The sequence below is a fragment of the Streptomyces sp. NPDC027663 genome (assembly GCF_055566415.1).
Map to the genome: position 1 here is coordinate 922789 of NZ_JBVHSK010000001.1, position 20274 is coordinate 943062.

A 20274-nucleotide genomic window follows, 5' to 3' on the forward strand; every position below is an offset into this window, starting at 1 on the left:
GCTGTATGCCGTGCCGCAAGATCCGCGCCACCGGCGCCCCCGAGGCACCGCTCCGGGCCGCGCTCGCCGGGCTCCGTGCCGAGCTGGGCATTGCCGAGGCCTTCCCGCCGCAGGCCCAGGAGGAGGCCGAGCGCGCGGCGAAGGCCCCCGTCCTGCCCTCGTACGACGCCACCGGCATCCCGTTCTTCACCCTGGACCCGCCGGCCTCCACCGACCTCGACCAGGCCGCGCACCTCTCCCGGCACGGCAACGGCTACCGCGTCCGGTACGCCATCGCGGACGTCGCCGCCTTCGTCGTACCCGGCGGCCCCCTGGACGCGGAGGCGCACCGGCGGGTGCAGACCCTGTACTTCCCGGACGAGAAGGTCCCGCTGCACCCCACCGTGCTCAGCGAGGGCGCCGCCAGCCTGCTGCCGGAGCAGACCCGGCCGGCCGTGCTGTGGACCGTCGACCTGGACGCGGAGGGCCGCACGCGCGCCGTCGACGTGCGCCGGGCCCTGGTCCGCAGCCGCGCCAAGCTGGACTACGCGGGCGTGCAGCGGGCCATCGACGCCGGGACCGCCAAGGAGCCGGTCGCGCTGCTCAAGGAGATCGGGGAGGCCAGGCAGCGGCTGGGGGCCGAGCGCGGGGGCATCTCGCTCGGCGTGCCCGAGCAGGAGATCACGGAGAACCCGGCGGGTGGGAACGGATCCCACACGTACGAGCTGTCCTACCGTGCCCCGCTCCCGGCCGACGGCTGGAACGCCCAGCTCTCCCTGCTCACCGGCATGGCCGCAGCCGACCTGATGCTCGCCCACGGCACCGGCATCCTGCGCACCCTCCCGGCCGCCCCGGACGGTGCCGTCGCCCGCCTCCGCCGTACCGCGGCCGCCCTGCGCATCGACTGGCCGCACCATGTGTCGTACGCGGCCCTCCTGCGCACCTTGGACCCGGGCGACCCGCGCCACGCGGCCTTCCTGCAGGAGTGCACCACGCTGTTCCGGGGCGCCGGCTACACCGTCTTCCGGGACGGCGCCGTGCCCGCGCTCACCACCCACGCGGCGGTCGCCGCGCCCTACGCCCACTGCACCGCCCCGCTGCGCCGCCTCGCCGACCGCTATTCCTCCGAGATCTGCCTCGCCGCCGTCGCCGGGCAGGCCCCGCCCGACTGGGTGCTCGCCGGGCTGGACGCGCTGCCCCGGCAGATGGCGGACGGCTCCCGCCGCGCGGGCACGGTCGAGCGGGAGTGCGTCGACATCGTGGAGGCGGCGCTGCTCAAGGACCGGGTCGGGGACCTCTTCGACGGCTGCGTGGTGGACGTGGACGAGCACCGGCCGGACACGGGGACCGTGCAGTTGGTCTCCCCGGCGGTCATCGGCCGGATCCAGGGCGAGCACCTGCCGCTCGGTGCACGCCTGCGGGTACGGCTCGCCCGGGCCGAGCCGGGGAGCGCGAAGGTCCTGTTCACCGCGGCCTGAGGGCCCGGACAAGGGTGCCGGTGTCGTCGGCGTACAGCCGCACCACGCTCACCCGCTTCCGGCGGCCGAACACGCTCGTGTGGACGACGGGCCGGTCGAGTTCGAGCTCACCGTGGTCCGGGAGCCGACGGCGAGGTCGAGCGTGCCCTCCGGTAGTGCCGCACGGTCCGCGTCGTGACGCCGACGGCGGCGGCGAGTTCTCCGATCCGCATGCGACCAGTACAGACGTTGACGTCGCGGAGGGGTCAAGGGGCGCTCGTGGCCCGGAGCGGCGGGGCCCGGACCGCCCCTGGCCCGGACAGGCCAGGCCCCGGACAGGCCAGGCCCCGGAGCGTCCGTGGCCCGGACCGGCCGGGGTAGGCCTTGACGGCTAACACTGTTAGCCCTACCGTTGAGCTAACGGCGTTAGCCAGTCCGGCTCGCCGTACGACCCCGGAGGCAGCCATGACCGCGTCAGCCGGCACGAGCACCCCGCGCACCACGACCACCGCCCTGCGCCGCGCCGCCTGGCTGGCGTCCGCCCTGTTCTGGACCGGATTCGCGGTGCTGGAGTCCGTGAACCACGGCTGGCTCGCCGGCGGCCTCACCCTGGCCTTCCTGGTCCTGCCCGACCTCACCTTCCTGGTCGCGCTGGACGAGGCTCCCCGCATGGCGAAGGGACAGCTGGCGCCGCGCGCGGTGCCGTACTACAACGCCATGCACCGCGCCCTCGTCCCGCTCGCGCTCGCCGTCGCCTACACGGTGCTCCCGGTGGACTGGCCGCCCGCCTTCGCGGCGCTGTGCGGCTGGCTCGCCCACATCTCGTACGATCGCGCCTTCGGCTACGGACTGCGCACCAAGGAGGGCTTCCAGCGTGGCTGACCGGCTCACCCCGCGGGCACGGGAGATCGTCGCGGCGGCCCGGGACCTCCTGGAGGAGTCCGGGCCCGCCCACCTCACCATGCGCACCCTCGCCGACCGCCTCGGCATCAAGGCCCCTTCCCTCTACAAGCACTTCCCGGACAAGCACGCCGTGGAAGTGGAACTGGTCGCGCAGCTGCTCAGCGAGACCGCCGAGGCCCTGGAGGCCGCAGAGGCCCGTGCCCCCGGCTCACTGGAGACACTCGCCGGGGCCTACCGGAGCTACGCCCTCGCCCACCCCCACCTGTACTGCCTGGCCACCGAACGGCCGCTGCCCCGCGCCGAGCTGCCCGACGGCCTGGAGGACCGGGCCGCCCTGCCGTTGCTGCGCGCCTGCGCCGGCGACCTGGACCTGGCCCGCGCGATCTGGGCCTTCGCCCACGGCATGGTGGTCCTGGAGATCCACGGCCGCTTTCCGGACGACGCCGAACTGAACGCGGCATGGCAGCGGGGCCTGCAGGCGTTGCATCCCTAGGCGGCAGCACGGCAAGGAAGGCCGGAGGAGCCGCCGGCCCTCACGGCTGCCGGCCGCGTTCGCACCCATCCCTGGCCGACCCGTCCCCGGCGACGGTCACCGGTCCGCGGCGCGGCGTCCGACCGGTACCATGGTCGACACGGCAGACGAGCCGGGCGGACGGCCGCGTGGAGTCCCCCTAGGGGGCTTCCCGAGGAACGTCCGGGCTCCACAGGGCAGGGTGGTGGCTAACGGCCACCCGGGGTGACCCGCGGGACAGTGCCACAGAAAGCAGACCGCCCGGGGCTTCGGCCCCTGGTAAGGGTGAAACGGTGGTGTAAGAGACCACCAGTGCCCAGGGTGACCTGGGCAGCTAGGTAAACCCCACCCGGAGCAAGGTCAAGAGGGGCGCCGTGAAAAGCGCCCTGCGCGGACGTTCGAGGGCTGCCCGCCCGAGTCCGCGGGTAGACCGCACGAGGCCGGCGGCAACGCCGGTCCTAGATGGATGGCCGTCGCCGAGGGGCCCGCGAGGACCCCTCGGAACAGAACCCGGCGTACAGCCCGACTCGTCTGCCCCTCCGCATCCCCGCACCCGCCGGCCGGCAGGCTGTGCGGGTGCGCCGTCGTGCTTCCTCTCTCAAGATCCACGCGCTAGCTTCCCGCCCCTGCTTCCAGGAAGGGGCACATGCATGCCATCCAGAACGCGCACCGCGGGTGCCGTCGTCCTCGCCCTCGCCGCCTCGCTCGCTCCCGTCACCGCACACGCCGCACACGCCGCACACGCCGCGCCCCCTGCAAACACCGCGCCCCCTGCGCATGCCGCACACGCCGCGCCGGTGCGGCACGAGCGGCCGGCGTACGGTTCCGTCCAGGCCGTCCCGGCCAGCCGGGTCCTCGCCGTGCCCGGCACCGTCAACGCCCGTGACACCGGCGGATACGCGACCTACGACGGCAAGAGGACACGCTGGGGGGTGCTGTACCGGTCGGAGAGCCTGGCGAAGATACCGGCGGACGGTACGGCCGCGCTGGCGGAACTCGGGCTGGGCAGTGTCGTCGACCTGCGCACCGCGCCGGAGATCCAGGCCGACGGCACGGACAGGCTCCCCGCCGGGGTGACCGCCGTGCCGGACGCGGTGGACGACACCGGCCTGTACGCGTTCATCGGGCAGGCGGTGATCAGCAGGGACCCCGTGTACCAGCAGTCGCTCCTCGGGGACGGCAAGGCACGGGCGCGGATGATCTCCCTGTACCGGGGCTTCGTCACCAACCCCGCCAACCGGGCGGCGCTCGGCAGTGCGGTCCGTGCCGTGGCGAACTCCTCGAAGCCGGTGCTGTTCCACTGCTCGGCGGGCAAGGACCGTACCGGCGTCCTCGCCGACACGATCCTGCGCGCCGTCGGCGTTCCCGCGTCGACGTCCGAGCAGGACTACCTGCTGTCCGGCCGGCTGCGGGCCGCCTCGGACCAGGCCCTGCGGGACCAGCTGAAAGCGGCCGGCTACATGCAGAACCCCGATCTGCTGATCCCGCTCCAGCAGGTGAGCGGCGACTACCTCGGCGCGTTCCGGGACCAGGCCGCGCACGACTACGGCAGCTTCGGGAACTTCCTCACCGACGGCCTCGGCCTCGACGCCCCCACGCTGCTGCGACTGCGGATCCGTCTCGTGGGGTGACTCCGAGAACCGCGCGGCCCCCCCCGGAACGTACGCTGAGCGGCATGAAGATCCTCGGCCTGTGCGGAAGTCTGCGATCCGGCTCGCTGAACGCGGCCGTGCTGCGCTCCGCGGCACAACTGACGCTGCCTCCACGGGAGTTCGCCGTCGACCCAGGGCTGGACCGGCTGCCCTTCTTCGACGCCGACGTCGAGGCGACCGCGCTGCCCCGGGTCGTGGCGGACCTGCGGGCCGCGGTCGGCGCGGCGGACGGCCTGCTGATCGTGTCCCCGGAGTACGCTCACGGCACCTCGGGCGTGCTGAAGAACGCCCTGGAGTGGATGATCGGCGGGGGCGAGGTCGACGGCAAGCCCGTGGCCCTGGCGAGCGCGTCCCCCGCGGCGAGCGGCGGCGACCGGGCCAGGGCCTGGCTGGCCGAGACCCTCACCGTGATGGGGGCCCGCCTGGTACCCGCTCAACTGCGCGTCCCCCAGGCCACTTTGAAGATCGCCGACGGCCGGGTCACGGACCAGGCCACCCTGGCCGAGCTGAGCGGCCTCCTCGACGCGCTCACCCGGGCCGCCGCCGAGGTCCCGGCCCCCATGTAGACGGGCGACGTCCTCGGCGAGGTCTGCCGGCCGGTCACGCCGGGGGGCCGAGCGGGCGTTCCCGCACCTTCCTCAGATGCCCCTCGAACACCTCACGGGCCTGCGGAGTCAGCGTGCGCAGTGCGACCAGTGCCGTGATCGCCACATCGCACAACTCGGCCCGTACGTCGTACCAGTCGTGGCTGACGCCCTTGCGCGGGTTCTGGCCCGTGGCCCCGATGACCGCCTCGGCGACCTCGCCGACCTCCTCGGACAGTTTGAGGACGCGCAGCAGAACGCCCTCCTGGCCGGTGTGCACGCGGTTGGCCTCCAGCCGGGACCAGAGTTCGTCGACGGTGGCCCAGAGAGCGGCGGCAGTGTCCTGATCGGTCATGCCCCGCAGCCTGCCATGCCGCGGCCACACGCCGCCGCGTCACTCCTCGAACTCCTCGAACAGCGCTTCCTGCTCGCCCACCGTGCCGGCCCGTACCCGTCTGTTCCGGGCACCGATGACCAAGGCTGTCACCGCCGCCGTCACTCCGAACGCGGCCGGCACCATCCAGCCGCGGTTGAAGACGTTCCCGAAGGCGTCGTCGAGGGAGAGCCGGCCCGGGCCCGCGACGGCGAGACCGGCCGCGACCAGGCCCAGAGTCGCCGGATGCTCGTAGCCACCCTCCTGGGCGAAGAACCCGTTGGGCAGGTGGACCGCCGATGCCCCCGCCATCCCGCCGGCCGCCGCCGCGCCCGCCGCCGGGGTGGCGAGGCCCAGCGCCAGCAGGGTGCCGCCGCCCGCCTCGGCCAGGCCCGACGCCAGCGCGCTCGCCCTGCCGGGTGCGTATCCGACGGACTCCATGAACTGGCCGGTGCCCTCGAGGCCTTGCCCGCCGAACCAGCCGAACAGCTTCTGGGCACCGTGAGCGGCCAGCACTCCGCCCGTCCCCAGCCGAAGCAGCAGCAGGCCCAGATCACGTCGGTCGTAACAGCTCACGGTGACTCCCATGAAGTCAGGCGGACAGGTCCCTCCCGCGTCTCCAGCGTCGCACCCCGCGCACTCCCGGGCCCGTCCTGGAGGGCGTTCGGGTGGCGGGCCCGGAGGAGCGGTGTGAATCTGGCGCCATGACGATTCAGCCAGCCAAGCTCAGCGATCCGGCCGTGCGGGCGTTCGTGAACGCCGTCAACTCCCACGACCGCGAGGGCTTCATGTCCCTCCTCGCGCCGGGCGCGACCATGTCCGACGACGGCTCCGACCGTGACCTCGCCGACTGGATCGACCGGGAGATCTTCTCGTCCCACGGCCACATCGACGTCGACAACGAGTCCGACGGCGGCCGCACCGTCCTCGCCCGCTACTGCAACGACACCTGGGGCGAGATGCGCACCAAGTGGTCGTTCACCGTCGAGGACGACGGGCGGATCTCGCGTTTCGAGACCGGGCAGGCCTGACCGGCCCCGACGGGCCCCACGGCCGCACCGGTTGCCGTGGCCGCGAGAACCGACGCGGGACGGCGTACCGCTCCTGCTGATGCCGGACATCCCGTTCCCCGACGGTTCTCGGCGCCCTGTGCGGGCGTGGCCGCAAGCCGGGGAAGAACCTGCGACGGGCCCCGGGCAGAAGATGTGGGGGAGCCGGGAAACCGGCGTGACTCATCGGATTTTCATAAGCTGGCAAATTCACCTGCCAGGACGTCATCCCTTGGTCAAACCCCTGGTCGAGCCGGTGTACGGTCCCCGAGTGCGTGATTGTTCCCGGCTCAGCAGACGTGCCGTCCTCGGGCTGACGGCCGCCGCCCTGCCCCTCTCCACGGCCACCGAGGCTGCCGCGGCCGGCCCGGCTGCCGGGGCTGTCGCAACCACGTCCCGTGAGCTCTCGGCTTCGCGCGAGCCGGGAGGCAACCCCATCGGCGGCGAGCGTCTGGCCCGCCCCGGGGTCCAGGTGAGCGGTGCCTCCGGACTGCCCGGGAAACTCACCGCCCGCTCGTGGCTGGTCGCCGACTGCGCGAGCGGGGAGGTGCTCGCCTCGTTCGGCGCGCACCGGCGTCTCGCGCCCGCGTCCACGCTCAAGATGCTGTTCGCGGACACCGTGCTGAAGAAGTTCGACCGCACCCTGCGCCACCGGGTCACCGACGCCGAACTCGCCGACGTCCCGGCCGGTTCCAGCCTCGTCGGCATCAAGCCAGGCATCACCTACACCGTCGAGCAGCTGTGGCAGGGCGTGTTCCTGCGCTCCGGGAACGACGCCGTGCACGTGCTCTCCCACATGAACGGCGGCATCGCGAGGACGGTTGCCGAGATGCAGGCCAGGGCCGAGGACCTGCAGGCCCTGGACACCCGTGTGGTCAGCCCCGACGGCTTCGACCACAAGGGGCAGATCTCCTCGGCGTACGACCTCACGCTCTTCGCCCGCCACGGCCTGAAGGACGGTGACTTCCGCGGCTACTGCGGCACGAAGACCGCCGACTTTCCGGCGGGCGGCAAGAAGACCTTCCAGATCCAGAACACCGACCGCCTGCTCACCGGGGCGTGGGGCCTGAAGACGTACGAGGGGCTCATCGGCGTCAAGAACGGCTACACCAGTCACGCCGGCAACACCTTCACCGGCGCGGCCACCCGCGGCGGGCGCACCCTGCTGGTCACCGTGATGCACCCCGACTCCGGGGGCAACGCCGTCTACGAGGAGACCGCCGCGCTGCTCGACTGGGGCTTCACGCACGGGAGTTCGGCCCGGGCCGTGGGCAGGCTGGCCGAGCCGCTCAGCGAGGGGGGCGCGAGCCCGGAGCCCAGGCGCAGGACGGTGCGGGCGGCGGCCGGCGCACCCGGCTCGGCCGCCGGGGACGGCTCGGCGTGGCGGGTGGCCGGCGGCGCGGCCGCGGCGCTCGCGGTGCTGGGGGCAGGAGCAGGAGCAGGAGCAGGAGCAGGGGCCTGGGCCGTACGCCGGCGCAGGGTGCGGGCGGCGGCCGGGGCCGAGCGTGGGGAGCGGGACGCCGGGGCGGACACAGGGGCTGAGCGGGTCGAGGCCTGACCGGTGCCGCGCAGGCAGCACGCGGGCCGCACGGTTACGTGCGGCGACCGTTCCACCGACCGGTGTGTACCCCGCGGTCGCCGCGAGGTCCACCCCCAGAACTCCGGTCCGGTGGAACGGCCGCCGCCTCCCCCCTCGGAGTGGCTGCGGGAGTACCGTGCGTCAACTGTGAAGCTCTGGTGGAGAAAAGTTGAGCACACGTCCACGACCGGCCGCAATACCGTGGATGTTGGAATTCCGCTTGTGGGGGGCGCGGAGCCGGGCTCAGCCGCGCCCGATGTACGGCATCGTCGTCGCCAACACCGTCGCGAACTGCACGTTCGCCTCCAGCGGCAGTTCGGCCATGTGTCGCACCGTTCGCGCCACATCGGCCACGTCCATCACCGGTTCCGGGGCTACTTCCCCGTTTGCCTGCAGCGCGCCGGTCTGCATCCGGGCCGTCATGTCCGTCGCCGCATTGCCGATGTCGATCTGCCCGACCGCGATGCGGTACGGCCGCCCGTCCAGCGACAGCGACTTGGTCAGGCCGGTCAGGGCGTGCTTGGTCGCGGTGTAGGCGACGGAGTGCGGGCGGGGCGTGTGGGCCGAGATGGAACCGTTGTTGATGATTCGGCCGCCCTGCGGCTCCTGCTCCTTCATCCGCCGGTACGCCGCCTGCGCGCACAGGAACGCCCCGTTGAGGTTGGTGTCCACCACGTGCCGCCAGGCGTCGTAGGGCAGCGCCTCGACCGGGACACCGCCCGGGCCGAAGGTCCCCGCGTTGTTGAACAGCAGATCCACCCGCCCGAACCGCTCCACGGTCGCCGCGAACAGCGCCTCCACGTCCTCGGGCCGGGACACGTCGGTGCGTACGGCGAGGGCGGCGCCCTCCGGTGCCGGCGCCGCCGTCTCCTCCAGGGTCTCGGTGCGCCGGCCGGCCAGCGCCACCGACCAGCCGGAGCGCAGCAGCTCCACGGCGACGGCCCGCCCGATGCCGGAACCGGCGCCCGTCACCACCGCGATCTTCGATTGCGTCTCGGTCATGCTCCGCAGCGTAGACAGTGAGTCCGCGATGCGGAATCAACTGTCCGCCATGCGGTTGGCCATCGGCATCGGCCACCCCGCTCCCCGGCCACCACGCCTTCCGTCGACAGCACCGCCCTCGCTCGTGCGTGCTTCGGCACTCTGTGCGAGCTGAGAGCATAGGTGCCGGTCCGTACGAGATCCGGTACGAGAGGGAGGGACGTATGACCGAGTACGGGGCGGCACCGGAAGCGCAGGAGGACTCCGGCCCCGCCGAGCCGTCGACCGCCGCGACCCGGCGTACCGGCCTGCTCGTCACCTTCGTCCTCGGCGGCCTCGCCGCCACACCCCCGCTCGCGATGGACATGTACCTCCCGTCCCTGCCGGAGGTCACCCGCTCGCTGCACGCCCCCGCCGCCACCGTCCAGCTCACCCTCACCGCCTGCCTGCTCGGCATGGCGCTCGGGCAGCTGGTGGTCGGCCCGATGAGCGACAGATGGGGCCGCCGCCGGCCGCTGCTGGCCGGCCTCGCCGTCTACGTCCTCGCCACCGCCCTGTGCGCGGTGGCGCCGAACGTCGAGACTCTGGTCGCCTTCCGCCTGGCGCAGGGCCTCGCGGGTGCCGCCGGGATCGTGATCGCGCGGGCCGTCGTCCGCGATCTGTACGACGGCGTGGCCATGGCCCGCTTCTTCTCCACCCTGATGCTGATCTCCGGGGTCGCCCCGATCGTGGCGCCCCTGATCGGCGGGCAGATCCTCAGGGTGACGGACTGGCGGGGCGTGTTCGTCGTCCTCACCGTGGTCGGCGCCGCTCTCGCCGCCCTCGTCCGGTTCCGGCTGCCCGAGACGCTGCCGCCCGGCGACCGGCACAGCGGGGGAGTGGGGGAGGCCCTGCGCGCCATGCGCGGGCTGCTCGCCGACCTGCCCTTCACCGGCTACATGCTGGCCGGCGGCTTCACCTTTGCCGCCCTGTTCGCCTACATATCCGCCTCCCCCTTCGTCGTCCAGGAGATCTACGGCGCCTCCCCGCAGACCTTCAGCCTGCTCTTCGGCCTGAACTCGGTCGGCCTGGTGATCGCCGGACAGGTCAACGGCAAGGTGCTGGTGGGCCGGGTCAGCCTGGACAAGGTGCTCGGCACCGGCCTCGTCGTGATCGTGCTCGCGGCGACCGCCCTGCTGCTGATGGCGGCGGGCGTCTTCGGCGCGGTCGGGCTGGCCCCGATCGCCGCCGCCCTGTTCGTCCTCATGTCCGCCATGGGCATCACCCTGCCCAACGCCCAGTCCCTCGCCCTGCTGCGCACCCGGCACGCCGCCGGCTCCGCCTCCGCGCTGCTCGGCACCTCCTCCTTCCTCGTCGGCGCGATCGTCTCCCCGCTCGTCGGCGTCGCCGGGGAGGACACCGCCGTGCCCATGGCGGTGGTCCAGCTGGCGGGAGCACTGGTCGCGGCGGCCTGCTTCGTGGGAATGTGCCGTCCCTGGAACGCACGTGCGAGGTCGGAGGGAGAGGACAACTGAGCGCACCGAGACTGCGCGCCGGCACACCGGAACGGGCCGGACTCGACCCGGTCGAGCTCGGGCACCTGGTCGGCGGGATACAGGCGCTGACCGCCGGCGAGCGCCCCTGGGCGGCCGGCGCCGTCGTGCTGGCCGGGCGCGGCCCGGTGATCGCCGTCGCCGAGGCCGCGGGCTGGGCCGTGCGCTACGCCTCCTACGACCCCGAGACCGACAGCGGCGTCGAGCTCCCGCCGGCCGCCCGCGTGCCGGCCACCGTCGACACCCTCTTCGACCTCGCCTCCCTCACCAAGCTGTTCACGTCCGTCGCCGCCGTGCAGCAGATCGAACGAGGCACCCTCGGCATGGACGCCAGGGTCGGCTACTACCTGCCCGAGTTCGTGGGTGCCGCCGCCTACGGCATCACCGTGCGACAGCTGCTCACGCACACCTCCGGCCTGCGCCCCGAACTCCCGCTGTACGACTGCCGGGACGACAGGGCCCGGCTCGCCCTCCTGCGGGCCGAGGCACCGACGGCGGAGCCGGGCACCTACCGGTACTCGGACCTGAACATGCTCCTGCTGCAGTCGGTCCTGGAACGCGTCACCGGCCGCACCCTCGACGTCCTCGTGCACGACGGCATCACGCGGCCGCTCGGCATGACCGCCACCGCCTTCGGGCCCTGCCCCGGCGCGGCGGCCACCGAGGACCAGCGGCGGCCGTGGGCCAGGGCGGACCGGGGCATGCTGCGGGGCGTCGTCCACGACGAGAACGCCTGGGCGCTCGGCGGGGTCGCCGGCCACGCGGGCCTCTTCTCCACCGCGCCCGACCTGGCCGTCTTCTGCCGCGCCCTGCTCTGCGGCGGCTCGTACGGTCCCGCGCGCATCCTCGGCCCCGATTTCGTGGAACTGCTGTTCACCCCGCCGGGGCTGGGCTTCGCCCTGGACCAGCAGTGGTTCATGGGCGAGCTGGCGGGCCGCGGCGCCGCGGGCCACACCGGATTCACCGGCACCTCCCTGGTCCTCGACCCGGCGACCGATACCTTCCTGATCCTGCTGGCCAACACGGTCCATCCCAGACGCCGGCCACCGGACAGCGGCCCACGGGCGGCACTGGCCACACATCTGGCAAGAGCGGTGATCTGACACCGCCGCCGGCACCCCCACAGAAACCCTGACCCAGCCCGCCGGCCGGAGCCCTGGCCCCCGGACTGGCGGACGAAGCGGCCCCCCGGACGGCCGGCGGAGCCCTGACCCCAGAGCGCCGGCCGGAGCGCCCCCAGCCCGCCGGCCAGAGCCCTGGCGCCCAGACTGCCGGAGCCCTGGCCCCCGGACTGGCGGGCGGTGCCCTCGCTTGGCGGCCGGCGGCGGGGGTCTCTCTTCGGCGGTGCCTTTTCAGCCGGCCGAGACGGGTGGGCGGGTGGGCAGAACGGGGGTCTGGGGGCGGAGCCCCCAGCAGCGCAGGGCGCCATAGAATCACCGGGTGAACGACCCCCTCCGCACCGCACTGGCCGAGCTCCTCGAAGGCTTGCCCCCCACGGAGGTGTCCGCAGCAGTGGACCGGCTCATCGCCAACTACCGCGGCGACACCCCCACCACCGCGCCGATCCTCCGCAACCGCGCCGACGTCGCCGCGTACGCGGCCTACCGGATGCCCGCCACCTTCGAGGCCGTCCGCTCCGCGCTGGAGGCGTTCGCCGAGGCCGTCCCCGACTGGACGCCCGGCAGCCACGCCGACGTCGGTGGCGGCACCGGCGCCGCCACCTGGGCCGTCACGGCGACCTGGCCCGGCGAGCGCAGCGTCACCGTGCTGGACTGGGCCGAGCCCGCGCTCGCCCTCGGCCGGGAACTGGCCGCCGCCAACCCCGCCCTCGCCACCGCCCGCTGGCGGCGCGCCCGGATCGGAGCGGACCTCACCCTGGACGCCACCGACCTCGTCACGGTGTCGTACGTCCTCAACGAACTCTCCCCGGCGGACCGGACCGCCCTGGTCGACACCGCTGCGGCCGCCGCGCAGACCGTCGTGATCGTCGAGGCCGGCACTCCGGCCGGGTACGAGCGCGTCATCGAGGCCCGCGACCGGCTGCTCGCGGCCGGCTTCCGGGTCGCCGCGCCCTGCCCGCACAGCGCCGCCTGCCCGATAGTGCCCGGCACCGACTGGTGCCACTTCTCCGCCCGGGTCGGCCGGTCGTCCCTGCACCGCCAGGTGAAGGGCGGCTCGCTGGCCTACGAGGACGAGAAGTTCTCCTACGTCGCCGCCACCCGCCTCCCGGCCGAGCCCGCCCCCGCCCGCGTGGTCCGGCGCCCGCAGATCCGCAAGGGCCAGGTGCTGCTCGACCTGTGCGAGGCCGATGAGCAGCTGCGCCGTACGACGGTCACCAAACGCCACGGCGACCTGTACAAGGCGGCCCGGGACGCCGACTGGGGCGATGCCTGGCCGCCGTACGGCTCCGTGTCGTAGCCCGCCCTCGCGGCTTGTTACTTTCGACCCCATGGTCAACAAGCCCGCCCCCGACGCCACCCGCCGCAGCGAGAAGTCGCGCCGGGCGATCTATGCCGCCGCCCTCGAACTGGTCGGCGAGGTCGGATACCCGAAAACCACCGTCGAGTCCATCGCCGCACGGGCCGGGGTCGGCAAGCAGACCATCTACCGGTGGTGGTCGTCCAAGGCCGACGTCCTGCTGGAGGCGTTCCTGGACCTCGCCGAGCAGGCTGCCCGGGCGGCGGGGCAGGAGCCGTACGCCATCCCGGACACCGGTGATCTGGCCGCCGACCTCAAGGCGGTGCTGCGGGCCACGGTGGACGAGCTGGTCGACCCGCGCTTCGAGGTGCCGTCGCGTGCGCTGGCCGCGGAGGGGGTGGTCAACGAGCAGCTCGGCAGGGTGTTCGTGACGAAACTGCTCGAACCGCAGCTTCAGCTGTACGTCACCCGGTTGCGCTCCGCGCAGGACGCCGGGGCGGTACGGGGTGATGTCGACCCTCGTATCGCGCTGGAGCTGTTCGTGTCGCCGCTTGCGCAGCGGTGGCTGCAACGGACGGGTCCGATCTCGTACGAGTACACGGACACCCTGGTCGAATACGCCCTGCACGGCATCGCACCCCGTTGATTCCCACCCGCCCGCCCAGCCGTCCCGTTCGCTGGTGAGCACCGGCTCGGTCGGTCGTGAGCACCGTCCCGGTCGGTCGCGAGCACCCGCTCGGTCGGTTGTGAGGCTCGTCTCCTCCTGTTCCGGCAGAACCGTCCTACGGCACCCCGAAGCACAAGAAGATGGGACGATAAGGCATGCTGTCCGCACACCAGCGAGGCGACCACCAGACTGAGGCGATAGATGAGCGCGACGTTCGGCGGCCGGTCCGGCCGGCAGGGCAAACTCTCCCAATGGCTGCTCGGACGCCGCCCGAAGGAAGCCGGCGCCGTCGACGACGGCCGTGAGGCCCTGCTGCTCGCTGCCGCCGGCGCGGGTCTGCCGCTCGCCCCCGCCGCACATCCGGCCCCCGGTTACCGCTGTTCCTGCGACCGCATCGGCTGCCCCACCCCGGCCCGGCACCCGGTGTCGTTCGCCTGGCAGACGCAGTCCACCACCGACCGCGCCCAGATCGAGCGCTGGGCCCGGCACCAGCCACAGGCCAACTTCATCACCGCCACCGGCATGGTGCACGACGTCCTGGACGTGCCCCTGGATGCCGGACGCGAGGCTCTGGAGCGGCTGCTCGGTGCCGGTGTGGAGGTCGGCCCGGTCGCCGAGAGCGACGACGGCCGCATGCTGTTCTTCACCCTCACCCGCGGCACCCCCGAGGACGAGGACGAGTGGTGGCCCTGCGAACTGGACTGCCACCCCGAGACCATGGACGAGCACCCCGGCCTGCGCTGGCACTGCCGGGGCTCCTACGTCCTCGTACCGCCCGCCCGGCTGCCCGGTGACGAGGACCGTCAGGTCCGCTGGGTGCACGGTCCGGAGCATCCGCTGCCGGACCCGCTGTCCCTGCTGGAGACGCTCACCGACGCCTGCGCCCGGCACGCGGGCGCGGAGGCCGCCCACCAGGGCGCGGCCTGGCCGCTGCAGCACTGACGGTCCGCCGGCGGCTCATCCGCCCTGTGCGGCCGTCAGTCCCTGGACCCGCCCCAGCATCTGCACCGGCCCGCTGCCGGCCGGGTCCAGTACGGCCTGGTTGGCGATCGACTCCAGCGTCAGGGACTGCTTGACCTCGCCCTTGACGAGGGCCTGCACGTCCTTGTTCGGGGCCGGCACGGTGCCGCCCGCGTAGGCGGTCCGCTTCTCGTAGTGGTGCGTGGTGAAGAACACGAGCGCCCCGCCGTCCGCCGTGCGCAGCGCGAGCGGCGCGTAGTCGCCCTGGGTGAGCGGCTCGTCGATGAACTGGCGGACCAGACCGGGTTTCTCGGCCGCCTTCTTGCGGTCCGCGCGCAGCCGGCTGGTGTCGCGGCCGTCCGCGAAGGTCTTCCCGCCGCTCTTGAGGTAGGCCGCGTACGTCTTGCTCAACTCGTCCGGGCGGACGGCCAGTTGCGAGGTGTCGGCCGGTACGGCCTCGGCCCGGCCGTCCTCGTCCGTCCTGAACTGCGGCACGGTACCGGGCGCCATGAGCGTCAGATAGGCCACCTGCCACCGCTCGCCGAGGTCGTTGCGGGTGAACACGAGCACCCAGCGGGCGTTGCCGCCCTTGTTGCCCTGGGCGTCGGCGACGAACCAGCGCGGCCAGCCGGCCTTCTTCGGGATCGTGATCTTCACGTCCGTCAGGGTCAGCGGGGTGTGGTCGGCGTTGCCGGCCGGGCTGTTGGTGTGTCCGGCCTTCAGCCGGGCGGAGTCGATGTCCGCGAGGGCGCCGGTGACATAGGGCGCGTCCAGGGAGCTGTCGTAGGCCTTGTCGGCCCTGTTGTACGCGTCCGTGAACGCGGTGAGTGCCTTGGCGGCCTCGGCGCGGGTGGCGGCGGGGAGCACCTCGCGCTCCCCGTGCACCACCACACAACCGCTCATCGTCACCGACAAAGCGGTCAGCGAGGCCGCTATGAGTGCGTTGCGGTCACGCCTGCGAAGCCGTCGACGGCTGCGTTCCCTGGTCATCGGGCTCCTTCACCTTCCCCTTCCCGGAGGCGAACCCTACCGGGGACAGGAACAGCGCGAGCACCGGGACCAGATACAGCGCCCACACCGTGATCTGGACGACCGTCGGGTCCGGCTGGAAGTTGAAGACGCCCTTCAGCAGGGTGCCGTACCAGCTGTCCGGCGGGATGGTGTCGCTGATGTCGAAGGCCAGCTCGTTGATGCCGGGGACCCAGTTCGCCTCCTGCAGGTCGTGCAGACCGTACGCCAGTACGCCCGCCGCGACCACGACCAGCATGCCGCCGGTCCAGGTGAAGAACTTGGCCAGGTTGATCTTCAGGGCGCCGCGGTAGAACAGCCAGCCGAGCACCACGGCGGTGACGAGGCCGAGGGCCGCACCGATCAGCGGGCTGGCGGTGCCGTCGCTCGCCGCGTGCACCGACGCCCACACGAACAGCGCGGTCTCCAGGCCCTCCCGGCCGACCGCGAGGAACGCGGTGGCGACCAGCGCGCCCGTGCCCAGCGCGAGGGCCGAGTCCAGCTTGCCGTGCAGCTCCGACTTCAGGTGCCGGGCGGTGCGCCGCATCCAGAACACCATCCAGGTGACCAGGCCCACGGCGACGATCGACAGGGAGCCGCCGAGCGCCTCCTGCGCCTGGAACGTCAGCTCCTGGGAGCCGAACTCCAGGGCGCAGCCGAAGCCCATGGCGATGGCGATCGCGATGCCGATGCCGGCCCAGATCGGCCTGAGGGCGTCCCTGCGGCCGGTCTTGACGAGGTAGGCGATCAGGATGCAGACGACGAGCGACGCCTCCAGACCCTCGCGCAGGCCGATCAGGTAGTTGGAGAACACGGGCTACGCCTCCTTCGCGAACAGCGTGCGGCCCCACCAGTCGCCGGAGTCCCGGACGCCCGGGGGCACCGCGAAGACCGCCGAACCCACGTGCTGGATGTACTCGTTCAGCGCGTCCATCGCCGCCAGGTTGCGCTGCACCGGGATGAAGCCCTTGCGTACGTCCCGCTGGTAGGCGAGGAAGAACAGCCCCGCGTCCAGCCGGCCCAGGCCGTCGGTGCCGTCGGTGAAGGAGTAGCCCCGGCGCAGGATGGTGGCCCCGCTGTTGGAGTCGGGGTGTGCGAGCCGCACGTGCGCGTCCGGCTTCATCGCCTTCAGGAACGGCTCGTCGTGCTCCTTGGCCTTGCCGACCGGGGCGCCCTCGCGCTTGTCCCGGCCGAACACGTCCTCCTGCTCCTGCAGCGAGGTGCGGTCCCAGGTCTCGATGTTCATGCGGATGCGGCGGGCGACCAGGTACGACCCGCCCGTCATCCAGGCGCTCCCGTCGTCGCCGTCCCCGTCGCCGACCCACACGAACTTCTTCAGCCGGTCGGTCTCGGTGCCCGCGATGTTGCGGGTGCCGTCCTTGAACCCCATGAGGTTGCGCGGGGTCTGCGCGTCCGGGGTGGTCGAGGAGGTCTTGCCGAAGCCCAGCTGCGACCAGCGGATGGCGACCTTGCCGAAGCCGATCCGGGCGAGGTTGCGGATGGCGTGCACGGCGACCTGCGGGTCGTCGGCGCAGGCCTGGACGCACAGGTCGCCGCCGGTGCGGGACTTGTCGAGGTTGTCGCCGGGGAACTTGGGCAGGTCGACCAGGGCCTCCGGGCGCCGGTCGCGCAGACCGAACTTGTCGAAGAGCGACGGCCCGAACCCGATGGTCAGCGTCAGCCGGGACGGCTTGAGGCCGAGCGCCTCACCGGTGTCGTCCGGCGGGGCCTCGGCGAGCCCGCCGTACGCGCCCTCGCCGACCGCCTTGCCGGCGGTCATCCGGCGGGCCGCCTCCGTCCAGTCCTTGAGCATCTGGACGAACTCTTCGCGGTCCTCGGTCTTCACGTCGAACGCGGCGAAGTGGAGCCGGTCCTGCACCGGCGTGGCGATGCCGGCCTGGTGGGTGCCGTGGAACTCCACCGCGCCGCCCGTCTCGGCGGCCACCGGGTCCACGTCGTTGCCCGTTTTGGCCATCGCCACGGCACCGCCGGCCGCGGCGGCCCCGAGCGCGAGCCCGGCACCACCCCAGCCGATCAGCGCGCGACGCGACGGATTGCTCCCCTGGGTCTCGGTCATCGCCCTGCCCCCTTGCTTACTTCACGACCGCGGCGGCGAGCTTGGACAGCGGCTCGGCGAGCGCGTTCACCGCGTCCGACAGCTCCTTGCGCTGGTCCTTGGTGACCTTGTCGTAGGAGACGAAGTCGTACGAGTTCTTGTCCGAGCGGTACTTGTCGAGCAGCGTGTCCAGCGCCGCGAACTGCTTGTCCAGTTCCTTGGCCAGCGCCGGGTCGTTCTTCGCGGCGACCGGCTTCAGCAGCTCGTACGCCTTCTGGGCGCCCTCGACGTTGCCCTTGAAGTCGACCAGGTCGGTGTGGGCGTAGCGGTCCTCCTCGCCGGTGACCTTGCCGGTGGCGACCTCGTCCAGCAGCTCCTTGGCGCCGTTGGCCATGGAGGTCGGGGTGATCTCGGCCTTGCCGACCCGGCCCTGCCAGTCCTTGAGGTCCTTCGCCAGCTGGTCGGCGAGGGTCTTCTCCTCGGCGCCGATCTTCTTGTCCTGCCAGAGGGCCTTCTCCAGGCGGTGCCAGCCGGTCCACTTCTGGCCGTCCTCCAGGCCGTCCTCGCGGACGTCGACCTTCGGGTCGATGTCACCGAAGGACTCGGCGACCGGCTCGGTGCGCTCCCAGCCGAGGCGGGAGATGCCGTAGGCCTTCTTGGCGCCCTCGACGTCGCCGTCCTTGACGGCCTTCACGAAGGTCTCGACGAGCGGCAGCGTCTCGTCGGCCTGGTCCTGGGCGTACTGGCGGTAGTCGGCGACGGCCTTGTCCAGCTTGGGGTCGCGCTTGGCGGTGTTGCCGCCGCCGGTCACGGTGAGCTTCTGCCGGACGCCGTGACCCTTCATGCCGGGCCGGCAGGCGATCTCGTACGAGCCGGCCTTCACCTCGGCGGTGAGGGTGTACTTGGTGCCCGGGCCGATGTTCTCCTTCTCGGAGACGATCCGGTCGTCCGGGAACAGGATCTCGACCTCGGTGGCCTGCGAGCCCTTGTTCTCGATCTTCAGCGTGACCTGGCCGGCCGGGGTGGTCTTGGTGGAGGTGTCGCACGTGGAGTCGGCCGCGGTGACCTGGATGGCGTCACCGTCCTTGGCGTCGCTCTTCGCCGTGCAGGCCGAGAGGGCGGTCAGAGCGGCCGCGGTGGCGGCGGCGGTGACGGTCAGTCGGACGGCTCGCATGCAGGCTCCAAGCGGATCTGGTCTGGTGAGGCTGCCCTAACTTACATGAGGCTTACCTCACCCATACAGCCCTGGGTCGTGATTCAGGTCTCACGGAAATCTCACAGGCACGGCTTGATCTCACTGGCGAAAACCAGACTCCAAAGAAACGTAAAGGGATGGTCAAGACCGTAGATCCGGAGCCGCCGCGGACGGAGATCCGCGCCGTCGTCCGTCGCCGGAGGGGGAGGGGCGTCCTGCCCGCCGGCGGCCGGGACACCGGAGGCGTACCCGCCGGCGGTCTCGTCCGGGGCGTGCCGGCCGGGGCCGCGGTGTTTCAATTCCGGAGTGACTGACTACGACGTGCTCCGCGTCTTCTGCGCACCGAACGGCGGCTACGGCAATGAGCTGGGCGTCGTGCGCGAAGGCTCGGTGCTTCCCGAGCGTGCCGACCGGCAGGCGCTGGCGGCCAAACTCGGCTTCAGCGAGACCGTGTTCGTGGACGACCCCGAGCGCGGAGTGATCGACATCTACACCCCCACCGTGCGCCTGCCCTTCGCCGGACACCCTTGCGTCGGCACGGCCTGGCTGCTCGACGTGCCGGAACTGATCACGCCCGCCGGGGTCGTGGGGGCCCGGCAGGACGGCGAGTTCAGCTGGATCGAGGCCCGGGCGGAGTGGGCGCCGCCGCGCACTCTGCGGCAGTACGCCGACGCCGCCGAGGTGGAAGCCCTCGACGTGCCGCCGCCGGACGAGCGAAGCGAGACGGAGGTCCCCCCGGGCGGACTCAGGAGGGGGGTCTATGCGTGGGCCTGGGAGGACGAGGCGGCCGGCCGGGTGCGGGCCCGCGCCTTCCGGAGCCGCGTCGAGGAGCGCGACGGCAGCCGCTCCGGTGAAGCCGGTTCCTGCACCGGGGACATCCACGAGGACGAGGCGACGGGCGCGGCGGCGCTCCTCCTCACCGACCGGCTGGGCCGGGCACTGAACATCACCCAGGGCAGGGGCTCGCAGATCCTGACCGCCCCCCAGCCGCACGGCTGGATCGAGGTCGGTGGACGGGTGTACCTGGAGCGTTGACGGAAGCACCCGTCCGGGCGGCCGTCCGCACCTCCGTTCGAGTGGTACCGCGTGTGCGCGCCATGGCGAGCGGGGACTTCTGGGCGTGACCACTCCCCCTCCTCCAGAGGAGCATCATGCGTATCAGATCAGTCCTGGCCGCGACCGCTCTCGCCGCGGCGCTGGCCGCCACCGGCGCCGCGTCGGCCGGCGCCCACACCCAGGACCTCCTGGACGACGACGAGGCCGTCTGCAGCCCGTACGCAGGCGAACTCCACTCGCTGGAGAACAGCACGTCCTGGGCCGGTGCCCACTGCAGCGACTACCTGCGCTGACCCGGCCCGGGTCCCCCTCCC

The 20274-nt window shown here is 72.6% G+C and carries 22 protein-coding genes and 1 other RNA gene; 15 read left to right on the plus strand and 8 right to left on the minus strand.

The features are described from left to right. Window positions 1–5: 5 nt before the first annotated feature. Window positions 6–1457: an RNB domain-containing ribonuclease gene (locus ACZ4SF_RS04135; protein ID WP_468377889.1), complete on the plus strand. Its 1452-nt coding sequence runs from the start codon at window positions 6–8 to the stop codon at window positions 1455–1457. Between the two features lie 107 nt (window positions 1458–1564). Here ACZ4SF_RS04135 and ACZ4SF_RS04140 read toward each other — a convergent pair whose 3' ends face one another. Beyond that, window positions 1565–1669 (minus strand): MerR family DNA-binding transcriptional regulator, encoded by a 105-nt coding sequence (locus ACZ4SF_RS04140; RefSeq protein WP_468377891.1) that lies wholly within the window; start codon window positions 1667–1669, stop codon window positions 1565–1567. Between the two features lie 232 nt (window positions 1670–1901). Here ACZ4SF_RS04140 and ACZ4SF_RS04145 point away from each other — a divergent pair, with 232 nt between their 5' ends. The 5 genes from ACZ4SF_RS04145 (at window position 1902) to ACZ4SF_RS04165 (ending at window position 5068) form a co-directional block, all read left to right on the plus strand. Further along, window positions 1902–2318, plus strand: coding sequence for a DUF4260 family protein (locus ACZ4SF_RS04145; RefSeq protein ID WP_468377893.1), 417 nt, complete (start codon window positions 1902–1904; stop codon window positions 2316–2318). Beyond that, window positions 2311–2832, plus strand: a complete 522-nt coding sequence (locus ACZ4SF_RS04150) for a TetR/AcrR family transcriptional regulator (RefSeq protein ID WP_468377895.1) — start codon at window positions 2311–2313, stop codon at window positions 2830–2832. Before ACZ4SF_RS04145 ends, ACZ4SF_RS04150 begins: the two co-directional genes overlap by 8 nt. A gap of 147 nt (window positions 2833–2979) precedes the next feature. Further along, window positions 2980–3384: RNase P RNA component class A (gene rnpB, locus ACZ4SF_RS04155), an RNA gene on the plus strand. Between the two features lie 116 nt (window positions 3385–3500). Then, window positions 3501–4481, plus strand: a complete 981-nt coding sequence (locus ACZ4SF_RS04160; RefSeq protein ID WP_468377897.1) for a tyrosine-protein phosphatase — start codon at window positions 3501–3503, stop codon at window positions 4479–4481. Window positions 4482–4525: 44 nt separating this feature from the next. After that, a complete protein-coding gene (locus ACZ4SF_RS04165) occupies window positions 4526–5068 on the plus strand; it encodes an NADPH-dependent FMN reductase (protein WP_468377900.1) in 543 nt (180 codons plus the stop codon). A gap of 34 nt (window positions 5069–5102) precedes the next feature. Here ACZ4SF_RS04165 and ACZ4SF_RS04170 read toward each other — a convergent pair whose 3' ends face one another. Both ACZ4SF_RS04170 and ACZ4SF_RS04175 read right to left on the minus strand, forming a co-directional pair. Next, window positions 5103–5441, minus strand: coding sequence for a MazG-like family protein (locus ACZ4SF_RS04170; protein WP_468377903.1), 339 nt, complete (start codon window positions 5439–5441; stop codon window positions 5103–5105). A gap of 39 nt (window positions 5442–5480) precedes the next feature. Next, window positions 5481–6035 (minus strand): DoxX family protein, encoded by a 555-nt coding sequence (locus ACZ4SF_RS04175; RefSeq protein ID WP_468377905.1) that lies wholly within the window; start codon window positions 6033–6035, stop codon window positions 5481–5483. A gap of 128 nt (window positions 6036–6163) precedes the next feature. On the opposite strand from ACZ4SF_RS04175, the gene ACZ4SF_RS04180 reads away from it, so the two are divergent. Further along, window positions 6164–6490, plus strand: coding sequence for a nuclear transport factor 2-like protein (locus ACZ4SF_RS04180; RefSeq protein ID WP_468377908.1), 327 nt, complete (start codon window positions 6164–6166; stop codon window positions 6488–6490). A gap of 289 nt (window positions 6491–6779) precedes the next feature. Next, entirely contained in the window at window positions 6780–8066 is a 1287-nt protein-coding gene (locus ACZ4SF_RS04185) for a D-alanyl-D-alanine carboxypeptidase family protein (RefSeq protein ID WP_468377911.1), read from the plus strand. A 264-nt stretch (window positions 8067–8330) separates the two neighbouring features. On the opposite strand, the gene ACZ4SF_RS04190 is transcribed toward ACZ4SF_RS04185, so the two are convergent. Beyond that, complete coding sequence (locus ACZ4SF_RS04190) at window positions 8331–9089, minus strand: SDR family oxidoreductase (protein WP_468377915.1); 759 nt, start codon at window positions 9087–9089, stop codon at window positions 8331–8333. Between the two features lie 203 nt (window positions 9090–9292). On the opposite strand from ACZ4SF_RS04190, the gene ACZ4SF_RS04195 reads away from it, so the two are divergent. From ACZ4SF_RS04195 to ACZ4SF_RS04215, 5 genes are all read left to right on the plus strand, one after another. Next, window positions 9293–10582, plus strand: a complete 1290-nt coding sequence (locus ACZ4SF_RS04195) for a multidrug effflux MFS transporter (protein WP_468377919.1) — start codon at window positions 9293–9295, stop codon at window positions 10580–10582. Further along, entirely contained in the window at window positions 10534–11703 is a 1170-nt protein-coding gene (locus tag ACZ4SF_RS04200) for a serine hydrolase domain-containing protein (RefSeq protein WP_468377921.1), read from the plus strand. The genes ACZ4SF_RS04195 and ACZ4SF_RS04200 overlap by 49 nt, the downstream gene beginning before the upstream one ends. A gap of 337 nt (window positions 11704–12040) precedes the next feature. Then, complete coding sequence (locus ACZ4SF_RS04205) at window positions 12041–13018, plus strand: small ribosomal subunit Rsm22 family protein (RefSeq protein WP_468377924.1); 978 nt, start codon at window positions 12041–12043, stop codon at window positions 13016–13018. Window positions 13019–13049: 31 nt separating this feature from the next. After that, window positions 13050–13664: a TetR/AcrR family transcriptional regulator gene (locus ACZ4SF_RS04210; RefSeq protein ID WP_468377927.1), complete on the plus strand. Its 615-nt coding sequence runs from the start codon at window positions 13050–13052 to the stop codon at window positions 13662–13664. 222 nt (window positions 13665–13886) lie between these two features. Further along, window positions 13887–14627 (plus strand): bifunctional DNA primase/polymerase, encoded by a 741-nt coding sequence (locus ACZ4SF_RS04215; protein ID WP_468377931.1) that lies wholly within the window; start codon window positions 13887–13889, stop codon window positions 14625–14627. 15 nt (window positions 14628–14642) lie between these two features. Here the strand turns inward: ACZ4SF_RS04215 and ACZ4SF_RS04220 are convergent, their stop codons facing one another. From ACZ4SF_RS04220 to efeO, 4 genes are read right to left on the minus strand one after another with little or no spacing between them, the layout of a single operon-like run. Next, on the minus strand, window positions 14643–15635 hold the full coding sequence (locus ACZ4SF_RS04220) for an SCO2278 family lipoprotein (protein WP_468377933.1): 993 nt from the start codon (window positions 15633–15635) through the stop codon (window positions 14643–14645). Next, window positions 15595–16467: an iron uptake transporter permease EfeU gene (efeU, locus tag ACZ4SF_RS04225; protein WP_468377936.1), complete on the minus strand. Its 873-nt coding sequence runs from the start codon at window positions 16465–16467 to the stop codon at window positions 15595–15597. Before efeU ends, ACZ4SF_RS04220 begins: the two co-directional genes overlap by 41 nt. Window positions 16468–16470: 3 nt before the next feature. Then, window positions 16471–17730, minus strand: a complete 1260-nt coding sequence (gene efeB / locus ACZ4SF_RS04230; RefSeq protein ID WP_468377939.1) for an iron uptake transporter deferrochelatase/peroxidase subunit — start codon at window positions 17728–17730, stop codon at window positions 16471–16473. A gap of 16 nt (window positions 17731–17746) precedes the next feature. Next, window positions 17747–18883 (minus strand): iron uptake system protein EfeO, encoded by a 1137-nt coding sequence (efeO, locus tag ACZ4SF_RS04235; RefSeq protein ID WP_468377943.1) that lies wholly within the window; start codon window positions 18881–18883, stop codon window positions 17747–17749. 327 nt (window positions 18884–19210) lie between these two features. Between efeO and ACZ4SF_RS04240 the strand changes: the two genes are divergently transcribed. Together ACZ4SF_RS04240 and ACZ4SF_RS04245 are read left to right on the plus strand one after the other, a co-directional pair. Next, a complete protein-coding gene (locus ACZ4SF_RS04240) occupies window positions 19211–19939 on the plus strand; it encodes a PhzF family phenazine biosynthesis protein (RefSeq protein ID WP_468377947.1) in 729 nt (242 codons plus the stop codon). A gap of 116 nt (window positions 19940–20055) precedes the next feature. After that, the gene (locus ACZ4SF_RS04245; protein WP_468377950.1) at window positions 20056–20253 is read left to right on the plus strand and encodes a hypothetical protein; all 198 of its coding nucleotides are present in this window, start codon (window positions 20056–20058) and stop codon (window positions 20251–20253) included. The last annotated feature ends 21 nt before the right edge of the window (window positions 20254–20274 follow it).